This window comes from Acinetobacter sp. GW821-FHT01E09, from assembly GCF_059422385.1.
Window position 1 is genome coordinate 3105200 of sequence record NZ_JBWKWU010000001.1, and the last position, 20349, is coordinate 3125548.

Annotated in this window: 17 protein-coding genes and 2 pseudogenes; 6 read left to right on the plus strand and 13 right to left on the minus strand. The window is 30.8% G+C overall.

The annotated features are described in order from the left end of the window. Positions 1–126 precede the first annotated feature (126 nt). The 6 genes and pseudogenes from AC07U8_RS14220 to AC07U8_RS14245 all read right to left on the minus strand — a co-directional run. Positions 127–459, minus strand: coding sequence for a hypothetical protein (locus AC07U8_RS14220; RefSeq protein WP_494738130.1), 333 nt, complete (start codon positions 457–459; stop codon positions 127–129). A 535-nt stretch (positions 460–994) separates the two neighbouring features. Continuing rightward, on the minus strand, positions 995–1282 hold the full coding sequence (locus AC07U8_RS14225) for a hypothetical protein (RefSeq protein ID WP_494738131.1): 288 nt from the start codon (positions 1280–1282) through the stop codon (positions 995–997). A 121-nt stretch (positions 1283–1403) separates the two neighbouring features. Continuing rightward, positions 1404–1646, minus strand: coding sequence for a hypothetical protein (locus tag AC07U8_RS14230; RefSeq protein WP_494738132.1), 243 nt, complete (start codon positions 1644–1646; stop codon positions 1404–1406). Positions 1647–1945: 299 nt separating this feature from the next. Next, positions 1946–2146, minus strand: coding sequence for an acyl-CoA thioesterase (locus AC07U8_RS14235; protein WP_494738133.1), 201 nt, complete (start codon positions 2144–2146; stop codon positions 1946–1948). 484 nt (positions 2147–2630) lie between these two features. Next, positions 2631–2807 (minus strand): hypothetical protein, encoded by a 177-nt coding sequence (locus AC07U8_RS14240; protein WP_494738134.1) that lies wholly within the window; start codon positions 2805–2807, stop codon positions 2631–2633. A 134-nt stretch (positions 2808–2941) separates the two neighbouring features. Next, positions 2942–3043: pseudogene (locus AC07U8_RS14245) on the minus strand (metallophosphoesterase); the annotation flags it as partial. 41 nt (positions 3044–3084) lie between these two features. On the opposite strand from AC07U8_RS14245, the pseudogene AC07U8_RS14250 reads away from it, so the two are divergent. Further along, positions 3085–3255, plus strand: a pseudogene (locus tag AC07U8_RS14250) (IS3 family transposase); the annotation flags it as partial. Here the strand turns inward: AC07U8_RS14250 and AC07U8_RS14255 are convergent. From AC07U8_RS14255 to AC07U8_RS14285, 7 genes are all read right to left on the minus strand, one after another. Further along, entirely contained in the window at positions 3247–4116 is an 870-nt protein-coding gene (locus tag AC07U8_RS14255) for an alpha/beta fold hydrolase (protein ID WP_494738135.1), read from the minus strand. The pseudogene AC07U8_RS14250 and the gene AC07U8_RS14255 overlap by 9 nt on opposite strands. Next, positions 4109–5803, minus strand: a complete 1695-nt coding sequence (locus tag AC07U8_RS14260) for an alpha/beta fold hydrolase (RefSeq protein ID WP_494738136.1) — start codon at positions 5801–5803, stop codon at positions 4109–4111. The genes AC07U8_RS14255 and AC07U8_RS14260 overlap by 8 nt, the downstream gene beginning before the upstream one ends. Before the next feature lie 12 nt (positions 5804–5815). Continuing rightward, on the minus strand, positions 5816–6277 hold the full coding sequence (locus tag AC07U8_RS14265; RefSeq protein ID WP_494738137.1) for a MaoC family dehydratase: 462 nt from the start codon (positions 6275–6277) through the stop codon (positions 5816–5818). A 1278-nt stretch (positions 6278–7555) separates the two neighbouring features. Further along, the gene (locus tag AC07U8_RS14270; protein WP_494738138.1) at positions 7556–8803 is read right to left on the minus strand and encodes a PucR family transcriptional regulator; all 1248 of its coding nucleotides are present in this window, start codon (positions 8801–8803) and stop codon (positions 7556–7558) included. Positions 8804–9396: 593 nt separating this feature from the next. Next, positions 9397–10995, minus strand: coding sequence for an AMP-binding protein (locus AC07U8_RS14275; RefSeq protein ID WP_494738139.1), 1599 nt, complete (start codon positions 10993–10995; stop codon positions 9397–9399). 133 nt (positions 10996–11128) lie between these two features. Next, entirely contained in the window at positions 11129–12313 is a 1185-nt protein-coding gene (locus AC07U8_RS14280) for a hypothetical protein (RefSeq protein WP_494738140.1), read from the minus strand. 80 nt (positions 12314–12393) lie between these two features. Beyond that, positions 12394–13509 carry a serine hydrolase domain-containing protein gene (locus AC07U8_RS14285; protein WP_494738141.1) on the minus strand — a complete coding sequence of 372 codons (1116 nt, stop codon included), beginning with the start codon at positions 13507–13509 and terminating at the stop codon, positions 12394–12396. 1378 nt (positions 13510–14887) lie between these two features. Here AC07U8_RS14285 and AC07U8_RS14290 point away from each other — a divergent pair. The 5 genes from AC07U8_RS14290 (at position 14888) to AC07U8_RS14310 (ending at position 20100) form a co-directional block, all read left to right on the plus strand. Next, entirely contained in the window at positions 14888–15766 is an 879-nt protein-coding gene (locus AC07U8_RS14290; RefSeq protein WP_494738142.1) for a LysR family transcriptional regulator, read from the plus strand. A gap of 93 nt (positions 15767–15859) precedes the next feature. Beyond that, positions 15860–16177 (plus strand): hypothetical protein, encoded by a 318-nt coding sequence (locus AC07U8_RS14295; RefSeq protein ID WP_262781211.1) that lies wholly within the window; start codon positions 15860–15862, stop codon positions 16175–16177. A 111-nt stretch (positions 16178–16288) separates the two neighbouring features. After that, positions 16289–17170, plus strand: coding sequence for a LysR family transcriptional regulator (locus AC07U8_RS14300; RefSeq protein ID WP_494738143.1), 882 nt, complete (start codon positions 16289–16291; stop codon positions 17168–17170). 1188 nt (positions 17171–18358) lie between these two features. Continuing rightward, positions 18359–18508, plus strand: coding sequence for a LysR family transcriptional regulator (locus AC07U8_RS14305; RefSeq protein ID WP_494738605.1), 150 nt, complete (start codon positions 18359–18361; stop codon positions 18506–18508). 716 nt (positions 18509–19224) lie between these two features. After that, a complete protein-coding gene (locus AC07U8_RS14310) occupies positions 19225–20100 on the plus strand; it encodes a LysR family transcriptional regulator (RefSeq protein WP_494738144.1) in 876 nt (291 codons plus the stop codon). Positions 20101–20349 lie beyond the last annotated feature (249 nt).

A 20349-nucleotide genomic window follows, 5' to 3' on the forward strand; every position in this document is an offset into this window, starting at 1 on the left:
TTTTAAATCTTTGTGCAACAAAGCCTTTTAATCATATTAGTCCACTACAATTTTCATATACGATTTTGCAACTATCTTTAGGAACACCTTCTTTTTGGCATTGCATAAATACGTTTGCTCTGCCATCTAACTTTCTACTCCACTCCTGAATGTCTCTACCTGTAACTCGACTATACAGCTTAGTTGTTCCTTCAGCTTGAGCAACAGTTGCACATTGTGACTATTGATAAGTAAACCAAACATTACATTCAGTTCCACCATTTTTTGACAGTCTTTAATCGCATTTTCTTGTAGTTTCCCACGGAGTACTTTGGCAAACGAAGTCCCTACTGTACCATTACTCCCTGAAGCAATTGCTCCTACAAAATTCGAATTACGATAAGTAGGCGCTTCTTGATAAGCAACACGTTCTTGAACTCCATCACTTTCAAATGCTCTAAGAGGTACTCTTATCTGCATACCCCACCAAATCACCAGCTTTGGCAATGTTCAAGCACTTTAAGTGTTCTTGTGCTAACTGTGGTCATCTTGTAGTGGCTCACTTCCTTTCGGAAGCTCAATTGCAAGTGTCATATTGCCTCCTTTTCACTTTCCTCTAGGCATTAAAAAACCCCTCGAAAGGGGTTCCTTAGAATCATTAAGAAAAAACTAAACAGGGATAAAGTTTTCATTTAAATCATCATTTAGCTATTCTTACAGGTTATATATTAATTTCAATCAATTTGGTAAATATTTTTTAGGTAGCATTAAAAAACCTCTCGGAAGGAGTCAGATCTTAAAGATGAAATGAGTAGCAAACTTAATTCTCACATGTGGCGGTTGAATGCGTATCGTCATATCTCATCAACTCAAATTAAGCCAGCATGCTTTAAACAGTGGTACTGACGTAATATTACTAGCCTACTGCTTTTTTATTCACTTCTCGTTAAAATCTAAATAGGTTTAGTTTTCCCTCACTTCCGACATTCCTTAACTGTGAAATAGTCACCAAAGCCTATCCAATAAAAGGTTCAGTTTTAAAATACGGGTGCGTGGCTCTATACAAAATTAATCTTCTTTTTTCAATTTCTAAAAATAATTTAGGCTCATCAGACCATGTTGATTTACCTGTGTCTAGACCTGAATGCATCAAAGCCCATTCTGAAACACCTCCATAAATAAACGTATTATCAGCGAAAACCCATTTTGCCTTATCACCTTTACTTTTAGTAAAAACCTTATATGTTGGTAAAGACCCAAATATACTAATTTGTGTGTAACGATATTTATAGATTTCAGGCATTGAATAGATTACTTAAAGAATAGATCAATATATTATGTTATATAGCTGAACAAATTGAGCAGCGTCACAAGCACCTTAATAAAATTTAAACGTAAAAATACCCCCCTAAGCGGTCTTTGAACTAAATGGTTTTCTTTGCTTGTTTGACCATAGTCAAATAAGGTTTAATTAATTCAAATGCCTCATCATCCGACAACTTAGTTGATACCCAAAAAATACAAACCTCATCACTTATTTTAACTATTTTTTTTATATATATAGTTGAAACTGAAGTAGGTCTGTCATTTATTTTAAAAATCTCTTGATGTTCTCTTGTCGCCAACAATCTACTACCATGCCAAGGGCCACCGATACAAATATTCATATGTTTTCCTATTTAACGATAGGATTCTAAACCTATTTTTATTGATTGGCCTAATACGTAAAACCCCCACTTATCACAGTGGGGCTTTATGTCTCTTGCTCTACTTGATAGTAAATTATTACTTTTACTTAAGTAATAATTAAGATTAACCATAAATAAGATTTACATCAATAAAATTCAGACATATGGTAATTAGGTTAAAAAATATCCGCGAGATTGAGTTGGTTGGTATATAAAGCTTACATTTAATTGAGCCTTTCTTTCTCTTAAAATCTTATTTAAATACAAACAAATGTTAATTATAAGTATCTTGTCTTTTCAACTGACTCTATATTTTTTAAAATTCCCAATTCTTTTTTCCGGCCATTAATTTCACCTTCCGAATAAGGCAGCATTTCCAATAGAGCTTCCATACTGAAATTTGCTTTTTCTATAAGTAAGCAATCCTGATCATTTGACCAACCAGTTTCGCTTTTAATTCGTTTTCGTCTATTAGGCACTTATAATCTACCTACAAAATTTCTTGTTGATGATTGAACTGAATGTTTAACCAAGATAAAAACTTATTCTTATCTTTGAAATTAGGTGCTTGTCGAATATTAATAAACTCATGTTCTCCAAAATCTCCATATATTTTGTATGGTGAAACAAATTTAAAATCTGAATCACTCCCCTTGTTCAAAGTTGCAAAGTAATCCAAGATTTGATCTAACTTTGATTTTTTGAAAAAATTAGATCTTTCGTTCACAAAATCATAAATTTGCGTTAATACGTGTAATTCAAAGCCGTTGGACATTTTTTTAATCGCTGAAATTAGAGCTCACGGTTATATACTACACATATTTGTTACTAATTCTTAATAATATTAATCAAAAAACCCAAAATACCCTAGTTTTTTGTAACTGTAATTAATAATCATTATAAAGAAAACAAAAATAATTTTTAAATATACCTAAATCTAGGTGCCTTTGAAAAATAAAAATTTTAATTTTGTCTCGCCAGCATCATAGCCCTACTATAAGAATCCTTAAAACTTTCACTTTTTGAAAACCAAAACCTATATGTCTTTCCACCAATTTTGATTAACTGCTGATAATAATCATTACTTGGTTTTTTTTCTGCAACCTGACCGTTTAGCTCTCCACCAATGCAAATATTCATTATTATCTCCTTTTATTTTTAGTAGAAGTTTAACCCTGATAAACGCTTTTGGTATAGCAGAAAAGCAAAAAGCCCACTAAAAAGTGAGCTTTTTCGATAAAGTTGCTAAGAACAGACGTAAACCAAGGCTTTTACAGCAACTCGACACACTCAATGTTTTGAATGCCTCGATCCACCAAATCACCTAATGCAACCAACAAATCATTTTCAAAATCAAAACCAATTTCGTTTAACCGAGATCGATAAAAACAGTACTGAGTAACTTTGTCATACTCGGGACAATACCGTTGCTGAATCCTTTTTTAGCAGCTTGAAGAAGGAAACAATTAAAAAGAGAATCTATAAAACTCGATAAATGTCCCATGCAGATGCGTTTTACAATCGAATCAGGCGTCAATTGCATCTCGATCGGATAAGTCCAGCAGCATTTGAAGCAGCTTCAAAATGAGGCTGTCTCATATCTAGGATATTGGGAACAGTCCATTTTTAAAAAACTCTTAACAGTTTTGGCAGTCAGTTCAGGTTGCATAAGAATAAACAAATGCCCTCCACCTTTGATAATATGTAATTGTGCATTTGGCAATATCCTAACTAGAATACGGGCATTAATTAAGCGTACAATTGGATCATCATCTCCAGCCATAACTAATACAGGACAGCGTATTCTCCATAACCACGGTAAGCTACTAAACTTTGAGCCTGCAATCAATTGTTGTACATATGCCAATACTGTTGGTGGTTTCGTGAGCCTAGAAATTTTTGCTGCGTTCTCAGGGTGACCACGTAGCTCTCCACCATAAATGTGAGCTGCATTCCTCTTCATAAAATTTGATGATAAATATCGCTGTGGAGTCGTCATATGAAATATTGCTGATAAACGCCCAGGAACCATTGTTACACCTGATGTAGTTGCTATCAAAATCATACGCGATATCAGATGAGAATAGCTATGTGCAATTTGTTGAGCTAAAGCCCCTCCCCAAGACACTCCAGCTACACTGAATTTTCCTTTGTAGCCGATCGCATCAAGCAAACCAATTGCGTAACTAGCATAACCTGCATAACTAGGCCAAAAACAATCCCCTTCAGAATCACCTGTACCTGGAATATCAAATATAATAACTCTTTGTCCCTGCATTGCAGTCATAAAGTCAAAAGCTAACTCAAGATTTGCTCCAATCCCGTTACAAAGTAATAATGCCTCACCATCAGATTGATTTTGAGCATAGCGAATCCTTAACCCATTTACATCCGCATAACCAATTTCTATATCGTGATTCATAGTTACTTCTAGTTTTACATTACTCATGAACATAACTTCCTGGGGCAGCATCTTGAATTGGATAATCTTCGCTTCCTAAACTGTTTGGTGAAACACGTACATCACCAGAACGTCGTTCAAGCCAATCATGCCAATGTGACCACCAACTTCCTGTATAATGCTTTGCAGACTTTAACCATACATCTGGATCATTTCCTATTTTACCATCACTCCAGAACTCTGCTTTAGGATTGCCAATAGGATTAAGAATACTTTGAATGTGACCACTGTTAGATAAGATAAAAGTATTTTTGCCCTTAAATAACTGAGTACTGCGATAACAAGCTTTCCATGGCGTAATATGATCAGTTGTCCCTGAAACTAAATATGTATCACAACGTACATTACCTAAATCAACAGGTACACCATGTAATCGTAAAGTCCCTGATTTTGTTAAGGCATTGGTCCGATATATATCTAGAAACTCTGCGTGTAGGCGTGCAGGTAGTCTAGTACTATCATTATTCCAATAAAGCACATCAAAAGCAGGAGGTTTTTTACCAAGCAGAACATTGTTTACCCAATAACTCCAGACCAAATCATTTGGACGCATCCATGCAAATGTATTAGCCATATCTCTTCCATCTAGCACACCATTGACTTGAGAATAACGTTTCGCCGCTTCAATAGCAGCTGGGCTTGCAAATAAACCCAATGGAGAATCACCAATGGCGTTCATATCTAGCACATTCACCAGTAAGGTCAATGAATCTACTCGTCGATCACCAGACACTGCTCGAGCCGAAACATAACTTGCAAGTGTTGTACCTCCAGCACATGCACCGACTAGATTAAGTTTAATTTGTTTAGTTAAAGCACAAACTGTTGATACTGCAATATCAATTGCAGCAGCATATTCAGCTAACCCCCAATCACGAAAATCACCGTTAGGATTACGCCAGCTCACAACAAATACTTGAAATCCTTTCTCTAATAATCCACGGACCAAACTTTTTTCAGGACTAAGATCAAAAATATAAAACTTATTGATTTGTGGCGGTACAATCAATATCGGTATAGTTTTGACATTTGGTGTTAAGGGTTTGTATTGAATTAACTCAATAAGTTCAGTCTTTAAAATAACTGCACCTTCCGTACAGGCCAAGTTTCCACCTACTTTAAAGCTGCTTTTATCAACTTGTGCTGGCATTCCTTTATTTTCACGTATATCTCGGATTAAACTACGAATCCCATTACGAGCACTTTGACCATTGGTTTCCTTAAATTTACGTATAGCTTCAGGTTGCCATGGGAAATTTGATGGCGCTATAGCATCACCAAATAATTGAGTTATAAAGCTCAATCTAGCACGATCATGAACATTTACATCCTGTTGAGCGACCCAAACTGACATTGCATTCGTCAATGCTAAATAGCTTTGTAGCCAATGATGATAAGCTTTTTTCTCTTGCCAAGCAGGATCTTTCCAACGCTTATCTTTAGGCGTTGGCTGTAAGGTAGATTCACCCCGAGAGATTTTGAGTAATTCCTTACCAAAGTCAATTGCTACTCCAGCAGTCATCCGAGGCTTTCGCATAACAAGCCCTAGAGCTCGCCAACCATCTCGCATTAAATCTTTAGGTCGAAAACCCACAATTGGATTGGGGCCTAAAATAACATCTGCACTACGAGCCGCAATTATTTCTTCAGAGTTTATATTCTTAGAATCAGACATCTTAAACTCCTTTTAACGATATATCATAGCGGTTATATCGCCAGAGACTACAGGTTCACTATCATGCTCAACTTCTAACAAACATGAAAAAACCAACATCATATGCTTATCACTTTTGGGTTCAGCCAAAGTCAATGTCGCTCTTGCTCGCACTCGGTTATTTACACATACAGCTTTACGAAAGCGTACATTATTTACACCGATATTCATTGCACGACTGACATCTAAAGGAATAGCACCTAGTTCCATCAACATATTTGCCAGTAATGATAATGTTAGGAAACCATGGGCTATAGTTGTTCTAAAGGGGCTTTCAGCACTAGCTCGTTCGACATCAACATGAATCCATTGATGATCCCCTGTGGCGTTAGCAAAGCCATTAATACGTTCTTGGTCAATCTCTAACCAGTTTGAAACACCTATCTCTTGACCGACAAAATCTTGAAGATTTTTATAATGATATTGATTACTCATAATACCTTCCTATTTATTCAATAAAATCCACATTTTTAATTAGTAAATTTTCTATGGGTAAACTTAATACTCTAAAAAATTCTAATATTTGATTTTATATCTAAAATCCCTTTGTTTGTTTTTTTCAAATTTAAATATAATACAACTAGTAATGTATAACAATTAAAATAAAAAAACACCCCACTTTGTAAAAAAATATACTCTTATTGTGACTACCAACAAATCATAAAATTCAACTTTAAAAATTACCCAAATATAACAATCAATTAAATATAAATTAAGTCAAAAATCTCATTATAAATTTCTTATCTATGATTGTATCGTTTCAAAATACAACAAAAAGTAATAACCTTTGTTGACTAAAAATCAATATAAATATTAAATTTTACACAGTATAATAAGAAAATATTTAATTTTGATTTTTTCTTACATCTCTACAATGAATTGGAAAAATATTCAACAGATACTTCTTTATCTTACTCACATTTCCAAGTGAAAATTTTCATACAAAATATTAATCTCTCCACATATAAAACCAGATATTATTTTCATGTAGAAGATTATGATCCACCTAAAACAATCCAAAGAAAACAATAGCCCCGTATTACATTTACTTTCATCAACACAAAAATTAAATTTTTTATTTAATTATATTCATAGAAATCAAGTAATTAGAAGCGATCTTAAAATATCCATCAACGATAAAAACCTAAAATCTTTATTACCACTTACAATCTAGCAGCAAATATCAACATATAGTAAAACTTTGAATCATCAATATAAATAATATTATCATTAATATATTTTCCGATAAAAAATATAAATTAAATTAATAATATTACACATAGAGAAAATTATAAATCAGGTTGTTAAGATATTTTAATTAAATATTTTTTCAAACAAAAAGTAGTTATACTTAATAATTTTTTTATTTTCCTCAACCTTCTACCATTTATAAAGCTTTATATATTTATATATTTATATATAGAAAATTAGTCTAGCATACGAATTTTAGAGTAATAGCCTCTATAGGTTTTAGACAACATATAAATTAATTAATAGGCAGTTCCAATATATTACAAGCCTTCTATCGGAAATTTGCAAACTAAATGAGAATTTTTTAGAACATAACAAAGCTTTTTGAAAGAAGGTAAAAATATCACTAAAGAGTTCGTTTTAAAATAAGTTAATAGTCTTCACCCTCAATTAGGAGTTAATATACTTCCTTTCCATCTTAAAAAATAAAAGCCTTATCAATAAAAATTAAAAAATAGGCTCTTATAAACTTTCTTTTCGTAATTTTAATGCTACCTGAAATTTTGCAATCCAAATAGGATCTTCTAAACTTCCGCCAGTGATCTCTTTAATACGATCAAGCCTATAATTCAAAGTATTTGGGTGAATACCTAAAATATATGCTGTTTGCTTACGCCGTAACATTTGTTCTAAGAAACATTCCAGTGTTCGTAACAAATCTTGCTCATGGGATAAACGGTCTAACACAGATTCCAAATACTGAAGAACATTATCTAATTGCCGAGCTCCCTCTTGTAACGCAATATCTGAAAAGTAAAAAATATCCGTTTCAATTTTATCTTCTCGTTTACCAAAATCCAATGCTTTTACCGCGTTGCATAAAGATTGAAACCAGCCCTTAGGACCACTTCCCATGAGCCCGATACCTAACTTTTTAACTTCAGATACTTCTTTCAATATCTGCTTTGCAAACTTTGCAATACGTAAATCTGTATTGAGAGAATTATCGCCTCTGATACACGGAATCCAAACTGCGAATTGAGAATGATACATTGTCCGAATTAAACTACTCTGTTCGACACTGATAACCTTTGAAATCTTATTTAATAAAATATCAAGATCACTTTCAAGTCTCATTGGACTTGAGTTAACTATCTGTATATCCATGACGATTGCTACGCGAGCTAAAGTCGGATCATGACCCAGTGATTCTAATAACTCCTCAAATTTAAAAATATCATTAACACCCGAAAAAATAAGATTACAAAGTTCATGACGTAATGCTTCTTTCCAACGTAATTTCTGATATTGCTCTTCTAAATATGCTTTTTCAACTGAACGTATTATCACGTCGAAATGATCTAATAAATAAGGAGATAATAAGAATAAAACTTGATCTTTGATTTCTTTCTCTTGTTGAGCTAACTCTAAATATACTTTCCATAACTCTTTTGCACCCGTACGTAAAGCACTTAAAAAAGCTTCTATTGGAATATTTTGATGTACCCTCCGATGTGCAATGATTTCCAATATTTCCAAATCTTCTTTACATATTCCCTCTCCTTTTATTGTTGCTTTTATCCATAGTTCTAACCAATATTTGAAAGAATCAAAAATATCATTCTTAATTACTGGAGATAAATTTTCATAAAGTTGACTTTCACTGATTACGGCTCTATATAATCGTTCGATTAGATCATGAGGATCATTAATAATAGCTTCAGTAATTTCTTTCAATCTACCTGTGACTACAGGAGTAGTTACAATCATATATACACCCTAGGGCCAAAAAACAAGATTTCCATAATCTATAATAACTTACCATTATATAGATTAATTTTCTTAAAAAATATGGCTTAATAATAACTATACACTTCAATACAACTAGTTAAAAGAATAAAGCACTAGATAATTATAAAATCTCACCAAAAAATTCAATACATAAATTTAACAAAAAATTAAACAAACTTACTGAAAAATATATTTAAGTTAAATTTTTTCCATTTATTTGTTTTAAAATTTATCCAAATTTCAATTTTATCTAGCTTTAGTAGATAAAACATATCATTAATTTACTTTTAACAAATAAGCAAAATTACATAAACATCCTCTCTGTTACACAAATAACTCATTACTTAAATATAAATGTATTTAACATATCCGCCTAAATTTCCTCTCCTACAAATTTTAAATCTAGTTTATAATATTATCTAACTCACTATTTAAAGGCTTGAATAATATAAAATATAATTTATTCAATATTAAAAAAACCAGAAGCACGCCTAAAAACTAAAATAATCCTATGAAGGTAATTTCAATAAGGCATGCTTTACAAATATATTTATTTCTTTATTTAAAATTTTTTAGTCGTTTTTTAATTCAAAGCGTAAAACTTTTCCAACAGTATTTTTAGGAAGTTCATTTACAATGTGAAAGTGTTTTGGAACTTTATAAGCGGTTAAATTCTCACGACAATACTGAGTTAATTCTTCTTTAGTAATATTCTTACTTAATACTATATAAGCGTGGATTGCCTCTCCTGTCTTGTCATCCACTTTCCCTACAACTGCAACTTCAATCACATTTTTATGGCATGACAAAACACCTTCAATTTCATTTGGGAAAACATTAAAGCCTGAGACAAGAATCATGTCTTTTTTTCTATCCATAATATATAGGTAACCCTCATTATCTAATTTACCAATATCTCCAGTACATAGCCACCCATCAATAAAAGCAAATGCATTTTCCTCAGGTTTATTTAAATAACCTTGCATTACTTGTGGCCCACGAATCAAAATTTCGCCGATTTCATTCGTTTTCATGCTTTCGCTATTCTCATTTACAATTCTGACTTCCATACCTTGAAGTGGTTTTCCAACAGAATTTAGAGGTCTATTTCCAGATAAAGGTTGAAGTGTGATTGTACCTGCTGCCTCTGTCATACCATAACCTTCAACCATTGGGCTGATCTTTTCAATCCATTTTTCATAAGTTGCAGATCTCATTGCAGTACCACCAGAGAGTGCGCATTTTATTTTTTTAGGACCATTAATAAACCACTCTTCATACAATAATCCAGCAAATAATGTTTCAACACCGATCATCCAACTAATATCAAATTGATCAAACGCATATTTTAAATTACTTAAAGGACGAGCAACAGGAATGAGCACATTATGAACTTTAGCTTTAATGAATGTAAGCATTGCAACACAGAAACCCAAAATATGATAAAGCGGTACAGCAGTGATCGTTTGATCTTGTTCTTCAAATATTATATTGTTACTTGTAAAATGGTTTATTAATGCATCAACTGCATGATTAATATTAGAGTGGGTCAGAATTGCAGCTTTACTTACACCCGTAGTTCCTCCTGTATATTGATATAGTGCTACTTCAAAAAAATTCTCAACATAATTATCGTTATTACTGCTAAGAATCTCTTTGAATGAATATACTTGATTTCCCTGTTCATTCTGTATACAACTTATTTGATCGGATATGTGAATAGGCTGCTCAAAGAAGTCATCCATATTAGTCAAAATTATATCCAACTTACTTAATTCTTGATGGTTTAATATTGCTTTATTGAAAGTATCGAGTAATGAGCTAGTTGTTACCAATACTTTTGCTTGACTGTCTTTTAGCTGATGCGTAAGTTCTCTAGCTGTATATAGAGGGTTAATATTAGTAATTACCAAACCAATTTTCCAGCATGCAAGTGCAAAAGCCGGATAATGTAAATGGTTGTACATTTTTAAAGCTACAACATCACCTTGTACTAGTCTCATTGTATTTTGTAAAAAACTTGCAATTCTGTTTGCTAAGTCATTTATTTCTTTAAAAGTTAAAGTAGCTGATTGCCCAGTTGCCGATACCACACTCATTGCCTTTTGATCTGCGTAAAGTACAGCATAATTTTCTACTAGACAACTTATAGGAAAATTTAAATTATTCAAGTTACTCACCTTTATAAATAATTGTGATTTAAGGATGAAAAATAGATAATATTTGTAATCATCTACCATATCAATATAAGATTAATTCGGTCTATTTATGATTAACTATAAAATTTAGTTAATCATAAAAAAATTAAAAGTAATAACCTAGCAAAATATAGAGCATTTGATTCCATTGTTTACTATCGCCTTGTGCTAAGCCATTAGCGCTACCACCCAACATCGGATCATTGCGACTAAAAATATATTCGCCTTGAAAACCAATAGATTTGTAACTGAAATAAAGCCCCGCAGTAAGGCGCTCTGAATCGATATAGTCAGCTTTATCTTTTATAAATCTGCTATAGGTCAGATATGGTCTAAAATTCTCAAGTTTATAAACGGGTTCTTGAAAACTGTAGTTAATCTCATTTGCTACATACTTACCTTTATTGGCAACTTGATATGAATAGTCAAAAGCACCAATTGTGGATTCATTTGGCATGAGTGTATCGGCATTATCTATATTTTGTTCACCTGCAATAACTGACCATTGCCACCCTTTATATTGAGTATTAGCAAAGATATTCCAGGCATTACGATCTCCATCAAGATGTGTTTTTTTATTTTCTAGTTTTGAGTACCAAGCTGAACCACCGAGTTCAGTAGATAAACTTTGATCTTTATTGAGGATTACTTTTTTCGATGCTCGAGTAACAAACATGTTTTTTTCCTTTATATTCGTCCCACTTGTTAGATCATCGGCAGTAACAAAATTTCCAGAATAACGGCTAGCATCTTTAGATGTTCCTTTATAATCCCCGCCATCTCTTGGGTAAAAACCAAATGTGAAATTATTTTGACCATCATTATATTGATATTTTAATCCTAGGTTATTGATGTCTTCCAGTCCAACCGTATTCAAAATAGTTTCGTAATAGCTAGATCCCCATAAGCGACCAAAACCAAAATCTACTGGTTGTAAACCAGCACTTATTTTTTGATGTTCAGAAATTTTATAGCCGAGCCAAGCATCTCGTAGAAATAAAGCTTCACACATACGATCGTATTGATAACATCGTGTTTGGATATATCCTTCCCAATTAGGATTATCATAATTTAAAGCTAGTTGAATTCCTGCGATATCCCAATAATCATTTCGATCACCTTCATAAATTTGCATGTCATAATTTTTATGCACATAGTTAGAAAGAACAATCCCTGATAGTTTGATTTGACCTTGGGTGCTCTTTGGATCTCCGATACTTAGATCAATTGCAAACGAGGAACTACTAAAAAAGAGTATCGCTAGCCCTAAGAAATTTGTTTTAATGTTCATATACACATCCGTGTTTGTTTCACCATTAGGGAATCAAGAGTCAATTGATTCTCTAATGATGTTTTATCAATATTATTGGACTATTTTAGTGAAGCTGCAATTGCGCGAAATGCGGCTAGTGTTTGTGCTTCAATATCATGATCTTCAGGTAAGTTTTGGCTTGACTGTTGGACAATCACGACATTGTTTTTAGGATCAACGTATATAAATTGACCATAAATCCCCCAAGCGCTATATGACTTTTCAGGATAATTAAAGAACCAAAACTGGTCCACATAACTCGAGCCCTCAGGTGTGATAGCTCCGCCTTTAACATACACGCTATTTTTATAGGCGATAGGATCACCACCTTTAGTAATATGTTCAACCACTTGAGAAGGTAAAATTTGCTGATGATTAAATTTACCTTTCTGTAACAACATTTGACCAAAACGAGCTAAATCTCGTGCAGTTGCATTTACTCCTGCACCACAGCTTGGAGTTCCTTGAGGATCTACTAAAACATAAGCATCCCGCTCCATTCCCATTTTTTGCCATACACGTTCTTCAAGTAGTTTTGAAGGAGATTGACCAGATGCTCTTTCAGCTAACCAACACACAACATCCGTAACAGGTGTTGCATATAAAAAGGTCGTTCCATGTTGTTGTTCTTTTTTTAGTTCAGTTAAAAAACTTCGAATACCTAACTTGTCGTTATAAGGGGAAGATCCAGGTCTTAATCCCATATTCTTAATATATCGGGCAATTTCAGAATCAGGTGATAAATAGTCTTCAGAGTACTTTACCCCAACGGTCATATTCATCACTTGATCCACTGTTGCGTCACCAAATGCTGAATCTTTGAGTTCAGGGATGTATTCAGATACTTTTGCATCTCGTTTAAGTTTTCCTTCAGCAATTAAACTTGCAGTGATAGAACCGAAAATTGATTTACTGACCGAGTTCATTTGATGGCGAGTGGTTGCATCTTGACCATTAAAATATCGTTCGGCAACAATTTGGCCATTTTTTAGTACCACAAGCCCATCTGTATTGCTTGCTAAGAGCATTTTTTCAAGATTACTGTTTACAACTTTTTTTGTTGAGGGTTGTATATAGCTAAACTCAACATTGCCCAATTTTTGTCTAGATTGCAATAAAGGTATGACAGGTTTGTCACCACGATAAATTGTTATGGATGGTAGAAATTCCTGCATATGTAAAAACGAATATCTCGTTTTACCTGGATCAAAAAGGGTATTTAAAGTAACGCCCTGCACCTGACGAGGTGAGGAAGCTAAAGAGATATCTGTTGCAAAACACGCGCTATTCGTTATGCAAAAACAAGAAAAGCTCAAAAGTAATATTTTCAATTTAGGTGGTAGCATAATATCAATCCTTAACATATGAGTTGTCATTCAATCTAAAGTAAAATTTAGGCAACAGACTTACTGAGAATAAAAATATTAGTAAATGTTTGTTTTGAATAATGACTTTTACGCATGGATTTTCATGATTTTTTTGAATAGATTTTTTTTATAGTTCCTTAAAGCACAATTGAACTTTTAATTCCGTACAAGATTTCCAGTTAGCACAATTTTAAAATAAATTTATCTAATTAATTTTTATAAATATAATATTAACAAAACAATATTTAACGAAAATCAAAATTAGGGAAAAATATTTTATGCGGCCTAAAGATTAAGCTTTCTTTACTTTATAATATGGATGAATTGGTTTTGGTGAAAGTCACAACATAACTATCATTTTTCACAAACATCATTTTTTATATAAAAATGCAAACAAATTTAACAATTTTAATATAATGCGTCTCATTCATTACTTACTATCAAATCAACCTTAATTTCCAGGAAAACTATCTTTATAGCTACATAAATTTTGTACCTTATAGTTTTAATTTAAAGAGTGTATTAGAGAAATTTTTAATATAGATTATAGGGGCAATACTGAAAATCTCTTAAATTGTAAAACATTGATATATTTAAAATTTGGAAATTTTTTGATTTGATCAATTTTCTTTTACTTATTGTTGTTAGAACTAACTCGATTGTATGCATAACATTTACAAATATTTAAATCCTTCTTTTCTGTCATATCTTTAGAATTGTAATTTATAGCATATTAAGCTAAGGCTAATAGCATAAAGAATATCAACACTCTAATGTGAAACAAAAATTTTAGTAAATTTATTTATATTTTTATGTAACAAAAACAATTTTTTAAGATCATTATCGTATTGATATATATATCTTTATTTTTTATTGGATATTGAAAAATACAACATATATCTTGATCTAATTATTAGTAACAAAAGCTATGTATGTGCAGAAAACCTTCATTTAATAAACAATAAATTACTATTATCACAGTTTATACAACTTTATAAAAAACAATCAACTAAATAAATAAAATTAAAATAATATCAAATATTAAAAAAATTCATTACTTTTTCTCAATCAAATTCATGAGTAATAATCAAGTTAATTCTATTAATAAAAATATACAATATATATAGCAAAAAGTTTTCACCGACTAGCAATAGAGTTTATTTTACAAAAATTAGTAAGGTTTCAAATGTCAAAAAAAAGAATTTCATTAAATTCGGTCAAGTTCTTCTTTTATGTAGCTACATATGAAAGTGTAACTACTGCTTCTGAAAAACTGGGTGTAACTCAGGGAGCTGTAAGTCGTCAAATTAAAAAATTAGAAAACTCGTTAAATACAATTCTATTTATCAGGAAAGGCAATGTCATTGAACTCACTAATGAAGGAACTTTTTTACTCAATTGTTGCCAAAATATCTTCCAAGATATAGATGAGTGCCTTATAAAATTAAATAAACGAGAATCCAACATAAAAGATCTCATTGTTTTATGCGAACCAACATTATGTTTAAAATGGCTTATACCTAGAATAAACAAATTCAACAGTTCGTTTAAAATAAAACTAATAACAGATGAAAAATCAATAGAATACAACAACATTGATTTATTTATCAAAAGAAATGATTTTAACAAGAAAGATCATATCCATTATTTCAAATTAGCAGACGAAATGGTCTTCTTTGTTAAAGTCCCAATTTATAATGGTAACACTGTATTAATATCGTCTTCTAGACCGAAAATTTGGAGTAATTTCATTAAAGAAAAACTAAGAAATAATACAATTAATGCTATTCATTATAAAGAGTTAGATCATTTTTATTTATGTATTCAAGCTTCATTATCTGGATTGGGCTCTACCTTCGTTTCTGGATATATGATAGAAAATGAATTAAATGAAAACACCTTAGAACCAATTATTGAGCCATTTCACGATGGCTCTTCATATTTCCTTTTATCTCATTCTCCTTTCGAAGAAGATTATAGAAAAATTGCTTTCAGAAATTGGTTAAGTGAAGAAATTAATAAATCTAAAACAAATTTAGAGAAGTATTCAAACATAAAAGACTGAATATTATCATTCCAAAAAATCATACTTTAAATAAAATATTTCTCATTTTATTAAAAATAAAACATGTGAAATAATTAGTATAAGGAGACAAATATGTTTAAACCAAAAATTTCATTTAAAAATAAAAAATGGACATGTAAACAGTGCGGGCTTTTAATAGAATATTCAAAGTGGAAAATAAAAATTGGAGCAAAAGTTTTTTTTACTGTTCCTTTTTTTGATAAAAATTTTAATTATTTAAACAAAACAATTAAGGGTACTGTAATTGATAGACAAAATAAATTTTTAATGATTTTAGATAGCAATATGGATACATACTTTATAGATCAAAGTCAAGTGTTCTTGCAAGAAGCACCGGCTTTATTTTTGTATAACATGTATGGAAAGTGTGCATGTAAGCAGATTATTTAAGTTATCTCTTAATAAAATTATATTAATGTAACTACGAAAGTAATGATATAAATTAATTTATAGAATACAATAGTGGTTACATCAAATATATGGATTACAAGAGTTCTTACAATGATAGAAAGATTATCACTTAATTCATTAAAGTTTTTTTACTATGTTGCTACAGAAGAGAGCGTAACTAATGCAGCTGAACGGCTGTATGTTACACAGAGTGCTGTAAGCCGACAAATTAAAAATTTAGAAGAGCTTTTGAACATCACTTTGTTTAAACGTGTTAGTAAGACTTTAATCTTAACAGATGAAGGGAAAATTCTACTAGATTGTTGCCAAAATATTTTTAACCAACTTGACCAATGCATACTTAGTATAAACCAGCAACAATATAGAAATAATAATTTGGTACTTTCATGTGAACCCACCATTTCAATGAAATGGTTAATACCTAGAATGATGAAGTTTAATGATTTAAATTTAGGCTTTGAGATAACACTTTTAACAGGAGGAGGACCTCTCATTTTTCAAAATCAAAATATCGATTTAGCAATTAGAAGAAATGATTTTGTTTGGGGTGATCATATTTTTAATACAAAAATTGTAGATGAATTCATGTTTATGGTAGGGAGTAATCAAAAAAATTCTTCCAATTTGCTATTAAGTACATCTCGCCCGAAATTCAAAAGCTATTTAGCAAACAAATTTCCTGAATTTTCAAATTTAACAACTATAGAACTTGATCATTTTTATCTTTGTATAGAAGCTTGCATATCTGGTTTAGGTCAAACTGCTGTATCTGGCTTTATGGTAGAACATGAGATGAATCATAGTTTTATTCAAGTTATAAAATATTTAAATGCTGATGATTCATCTTATTATTTACTTTCACCTACCCCTTTCGAAGAAGATAACCGTAAGATTATTTTTAAGGATTGGTTAACCAAGGAAATGCAATTAACAAAAAAAAATCTACTTGAAAAATTTGGCATTATTGAATAATTTTAAACTCTGATTTAAGAAATATATTATCAATTATATGCGAATAAAACATATGGAAATTGATATTTGCTTTCTCTGAAGAGAAGAAAATATCTTCTTTCAAAAAACATCAAAACAATAACTTAATATATCAAATTAACATTTAAATTATTTAATTAGTCTCAATAAATCTAAAAATAAGGGATTGGATCTCTTTACCATTTTTTATTAATCCTTATAGCCTTATATAAACATGCCTATAATCCAAGACTCTCTAAATAATATGCATTTTGAGTTTTATATTGTTGATTATCATTACAATTCAATGAATTATTAAAAAAATAGAATTGCTTAATTATTTTCCTGAGTCTGGCATCATCTGTAATAATACATTCTGAGGCTGCAAGAAAATTTTAGTTAGATAAAATTAACTTTTCAAGACATCTTTGTCATGATTAATGTTGCATTAGCTTGACCAGCCGTAGCACCGACTACAACTGCTACATAACGAGTACTATAATCAAGTGAATCCTCACCGTCAATTAAATTTAGAGTAGAGAAAATTGCTAAATCAAATGGATGGATTTTTTATAAGAGCTATCTGAAATTTCAATTCTACATTACTTTCAACAGTATAGTTTGAACCATTTGCAAAAACAGCAATAAAATTTGCATTGCTAATAGCTGATTTATCATTAAATTCAACCACCAAAGTAGTTAAAACAGCAGGTTCACACTCTACAGATTTGAAATGGAACTTGAGCTATTTTAGAACCACAATTAGAAATACTTGCTGTATCATATTGACTTAAGGTATCAGTTTGATCAGCAGAATCTGTAATCGCTGCACATGCTCATGTACAAGCTCACCAACAAAATGTACAGTATAATCATTCAGTGTTCCTCGGGCAGCAAAGGCAGAATTAACTGAAAGTAATATTGTAGAAATGCAGATGAGCTTAATAGAGTTTTCACAAAAATCTAATAAATTATTTCTACTTCAACGAAGATCCCCGATAAAAAACGGAACAATTGTCCGAAACTTCATTTGTTAAAGAAGCTACAACAAATAACAATGTAAACCTTATTCTTGTGACTTCTATCAATCAAATAAAATTAATATGATAGAAATCAACTTCTATAACTTTTTCAAAATTTTATTTTATGAGTAAATATATGAACTCACTTCTGTCTTAAAATTCGTTGTGAATCTTTGATGTTGTTAGTAGACATCTAGATATTGCGATTGCAGGCGAAGAATTAGGGCTTACAGCTTTTGCTGTTGAGAATCAGATTAATTTTTTAGAACATGAACTACAAACACATTTATTTTATAAAAATTTGAAAGAATTAATTTAACTAAAGATGGTGAATATTATGCAAAATGTATTCATAATGCTTTCAACACAATCAATATTACTTTAAGTGCTCCTCCTACACTTGCTTCTAAGTGGCTTATACCTAAGTTACGCAAATTTTCTAACAATCATAATAATATTAATCTTCAAATACACTCCACAAGATAAATTGTTAATTTTAAATAATATTTAGTTGATATAGCTATACGTTACGTTTCTCCACCTTTTGATACTGATTTTTCATTTTTGTTATTAATAATGGATAACTTTATTAGTGTGGTGAGTCCTAAATTAATAGCTAAATATGGAAAACCTGATGAAATGGAAAATTTAAAACACTATAATCTTTTTACATGATTTATTAAAAATATGGCCAGACTATTTAGATTTATTGAACTTAAAAAATTCAATAGACAAAAGGATATATATTTTAACCAAACATCATTAGCAATCGACGCTGCGTTAAGTGAACAAGGAATAGCAATACGCCATTCATATTTTTGTTAAAAAAGAAATCGAAGCAAATCAATTTAGCTTATGCATTTTCTACAAAACTTATTAGAGAATCAGGCTTTTATATAGTTTATCATAAAGCATTTTTAAACAATAAAAACATTCAAAAAGTTCGTGATTGGTTAATTTCTCTAGTATAATTTTCAACTAAAATTGGTTAAAAAATTATAGATTTTTTTTTGCATATTATATAAGGATATAGTAATGTTTGAAAGATTCTCACTCAACTCTTTTAAGTTTTTTTATTATGTTGCCTTAAATGGTAGTGTTACAACTGCATCAAAAAAACTTTTAGTCACACAAGCCGCTGTTAGCAAGCAACTTAAAAATCTAGAAGAATCATTAAATGTGACCTTATTTAATAGAATTGGAAATACTCTAGAATTGACAAGTGATGGTTTATTTCTCTTCAATCAGTGTAAAGAAATCTTTACACAGCTTGATAAATGCTTAGTGAAATTAAATAGTAAAGCTTTGTTTGATAACAGCTTAATCATTTCTTGTGAACCCACGATTTGTATGAAATGGTTAATACCAAGATTAAATCAGTTCAATAACCTTAGTTATGATTTCCAAATAAAATTGATTACAAGTTGCACTGAAGATCTTAATGCACAAATGTTTGACTTAGCTTTACGTCGTAATAATTTCTCATCAACTGAATCTTACTTTAGTAAGAAAATTATTGATGAAATAATGTTTTTCGTTTGTAATTCAGAGTTTAAAAATAATGATAGAATTTTAATATCAAAATCTAGAGCTAACTTTAGGAATAATCTTTTAAATATTCATTCGATAAGACAACAAATTATGAATTTAAAACAAAAAGAACTGGATCACTTTTATCTTTGTATCGAAGGTTGCTTATCAGGATTAGGTTCAACAATTGTTTCTGGTTTCATGATTGAAAAAGAATTACAAAACAATTTTTTAAGAACTTTATCAAAACCTTTTTTTGATGGTTCATCTTATTACCTTCTATCATCACAGCCATTTGAAGAGGATTATAGAAAAATTATTTTTGAAGAATGGTTTCGATCAGAAATGCAAAAAACTAAAAAAATACTACTAGGTCTGTAAATGTAAATTATATAAGTTATTTTAGATATATTTATGTTTAAGATTTTCTGGTTTACCCAAAATTAACTAACGACACCTTTGTTTCACAAACTTATCCTTGGGGTATCATTCAATAATACAATCTCTGAATGAAAAAGCTTACACCTAAAAATTACGATACAATGTATAGTTCTTTATAGTTTAAACATATTAAAAAGCATGAAGATTTCGATTTGCTTTAATTCTACCACTCAATGATATGACAGCTAC

Coding starts and splice junctions, on each gene's coding strand:
- AC07U8_RS14290 (WP_494738142.1), top strand. CDS start 14,888: ATGTCAAAAAAAAGAATTTCATTAAATTCGGTCAAGTTCTTCTTTTAT.
- AC07U8_RS14225 (WP_494738131.1), bottom strand. CDS start 1,282: ATGCCTGAAATCTATAAATATCGTTACACACAAATTAGTATATTTGGG.
- AC07U8_RS14230 (WP_494738132.1), bottom strand. CDS start 1,646: ATGAATATTTGTATCGGTGGCCCTTGGCATGGTAGTAGATTGTTGGCG.
- AC07U8_RS14265 (WP_494738137.1), bottom strand. CDS start 6,277: ATGAGTAATCAATATCATTATAAAAATCTTCAAGATTTTGTCGGTCAA.
- AC07U8_RS14295 (WP_262781211.1), top strand. CDS start 15,860: ATGTTTAAACCAAAAATTTCATTTAAAAATAAAAAATGGACATGTAAA.
- AC07U8_RS14220 (WP_494738130.1), bottom strand. CDS start 459: ATGCAGATAAGAGTACCTCTTAGAGCATTTGAAAGTGATGGAGTTCAA.
- AC07U8_RS14260 (WP_494738136.1), bottom strand. CDS start 5,803: ATGTCTGATTCTAAGAATATAAACTCTGAAGAAATAATTGCGGCTCGT.
- AC07U8_RS14255 (WP_494738135.1), bottom strand. CDS start 4,116: ATGAGTAATGTAAAACTAGAAGTAACTATGAATCACGATATAGAAATT.
- AC07U8_RS14240 (WP_494738134.1), bottom strand. CDS start 2,807: ATGAATATTTGCATTGGTGGAGAGCTAAACGGTCAGGTTGCAGAAAAA.
- AC07U8_RS14300 (WP_494738143.1), top strand. CDS start 16,289: ATGATAGAAAGATTATCACTTAATTCATTAAAGTTTTTTTACTATGTT.
- AC07U8_RS14285 (WP_494738141.1), bottom strand. CDS start 13,509: ATGCAGGAATTTCTACCATCCATAACAATTTATCGTGGTGACAAACCT.
- AC07U8_RS14310 (WP_494738144.1), top strand. CDS start 19,225: ATGTTTGAAAGATTCTCACTCAACTCTTTTAAGTTTTTTTATTATGTT.
- AC07U8_RS14280 (WP_494738140.1), bottom strand. CDS start 12,313: ATGAACATTAAAACAAATTTCTTAGGGCTAGCGATACTCTTTTTTAGT.
- AC07U8_RS14270 (WP_494738138.1), bottom strand. CDS start 8,803: ATGATTGTAACTACTCCTGTAGTCACAGGTAGATTGAAAGAAATTACT.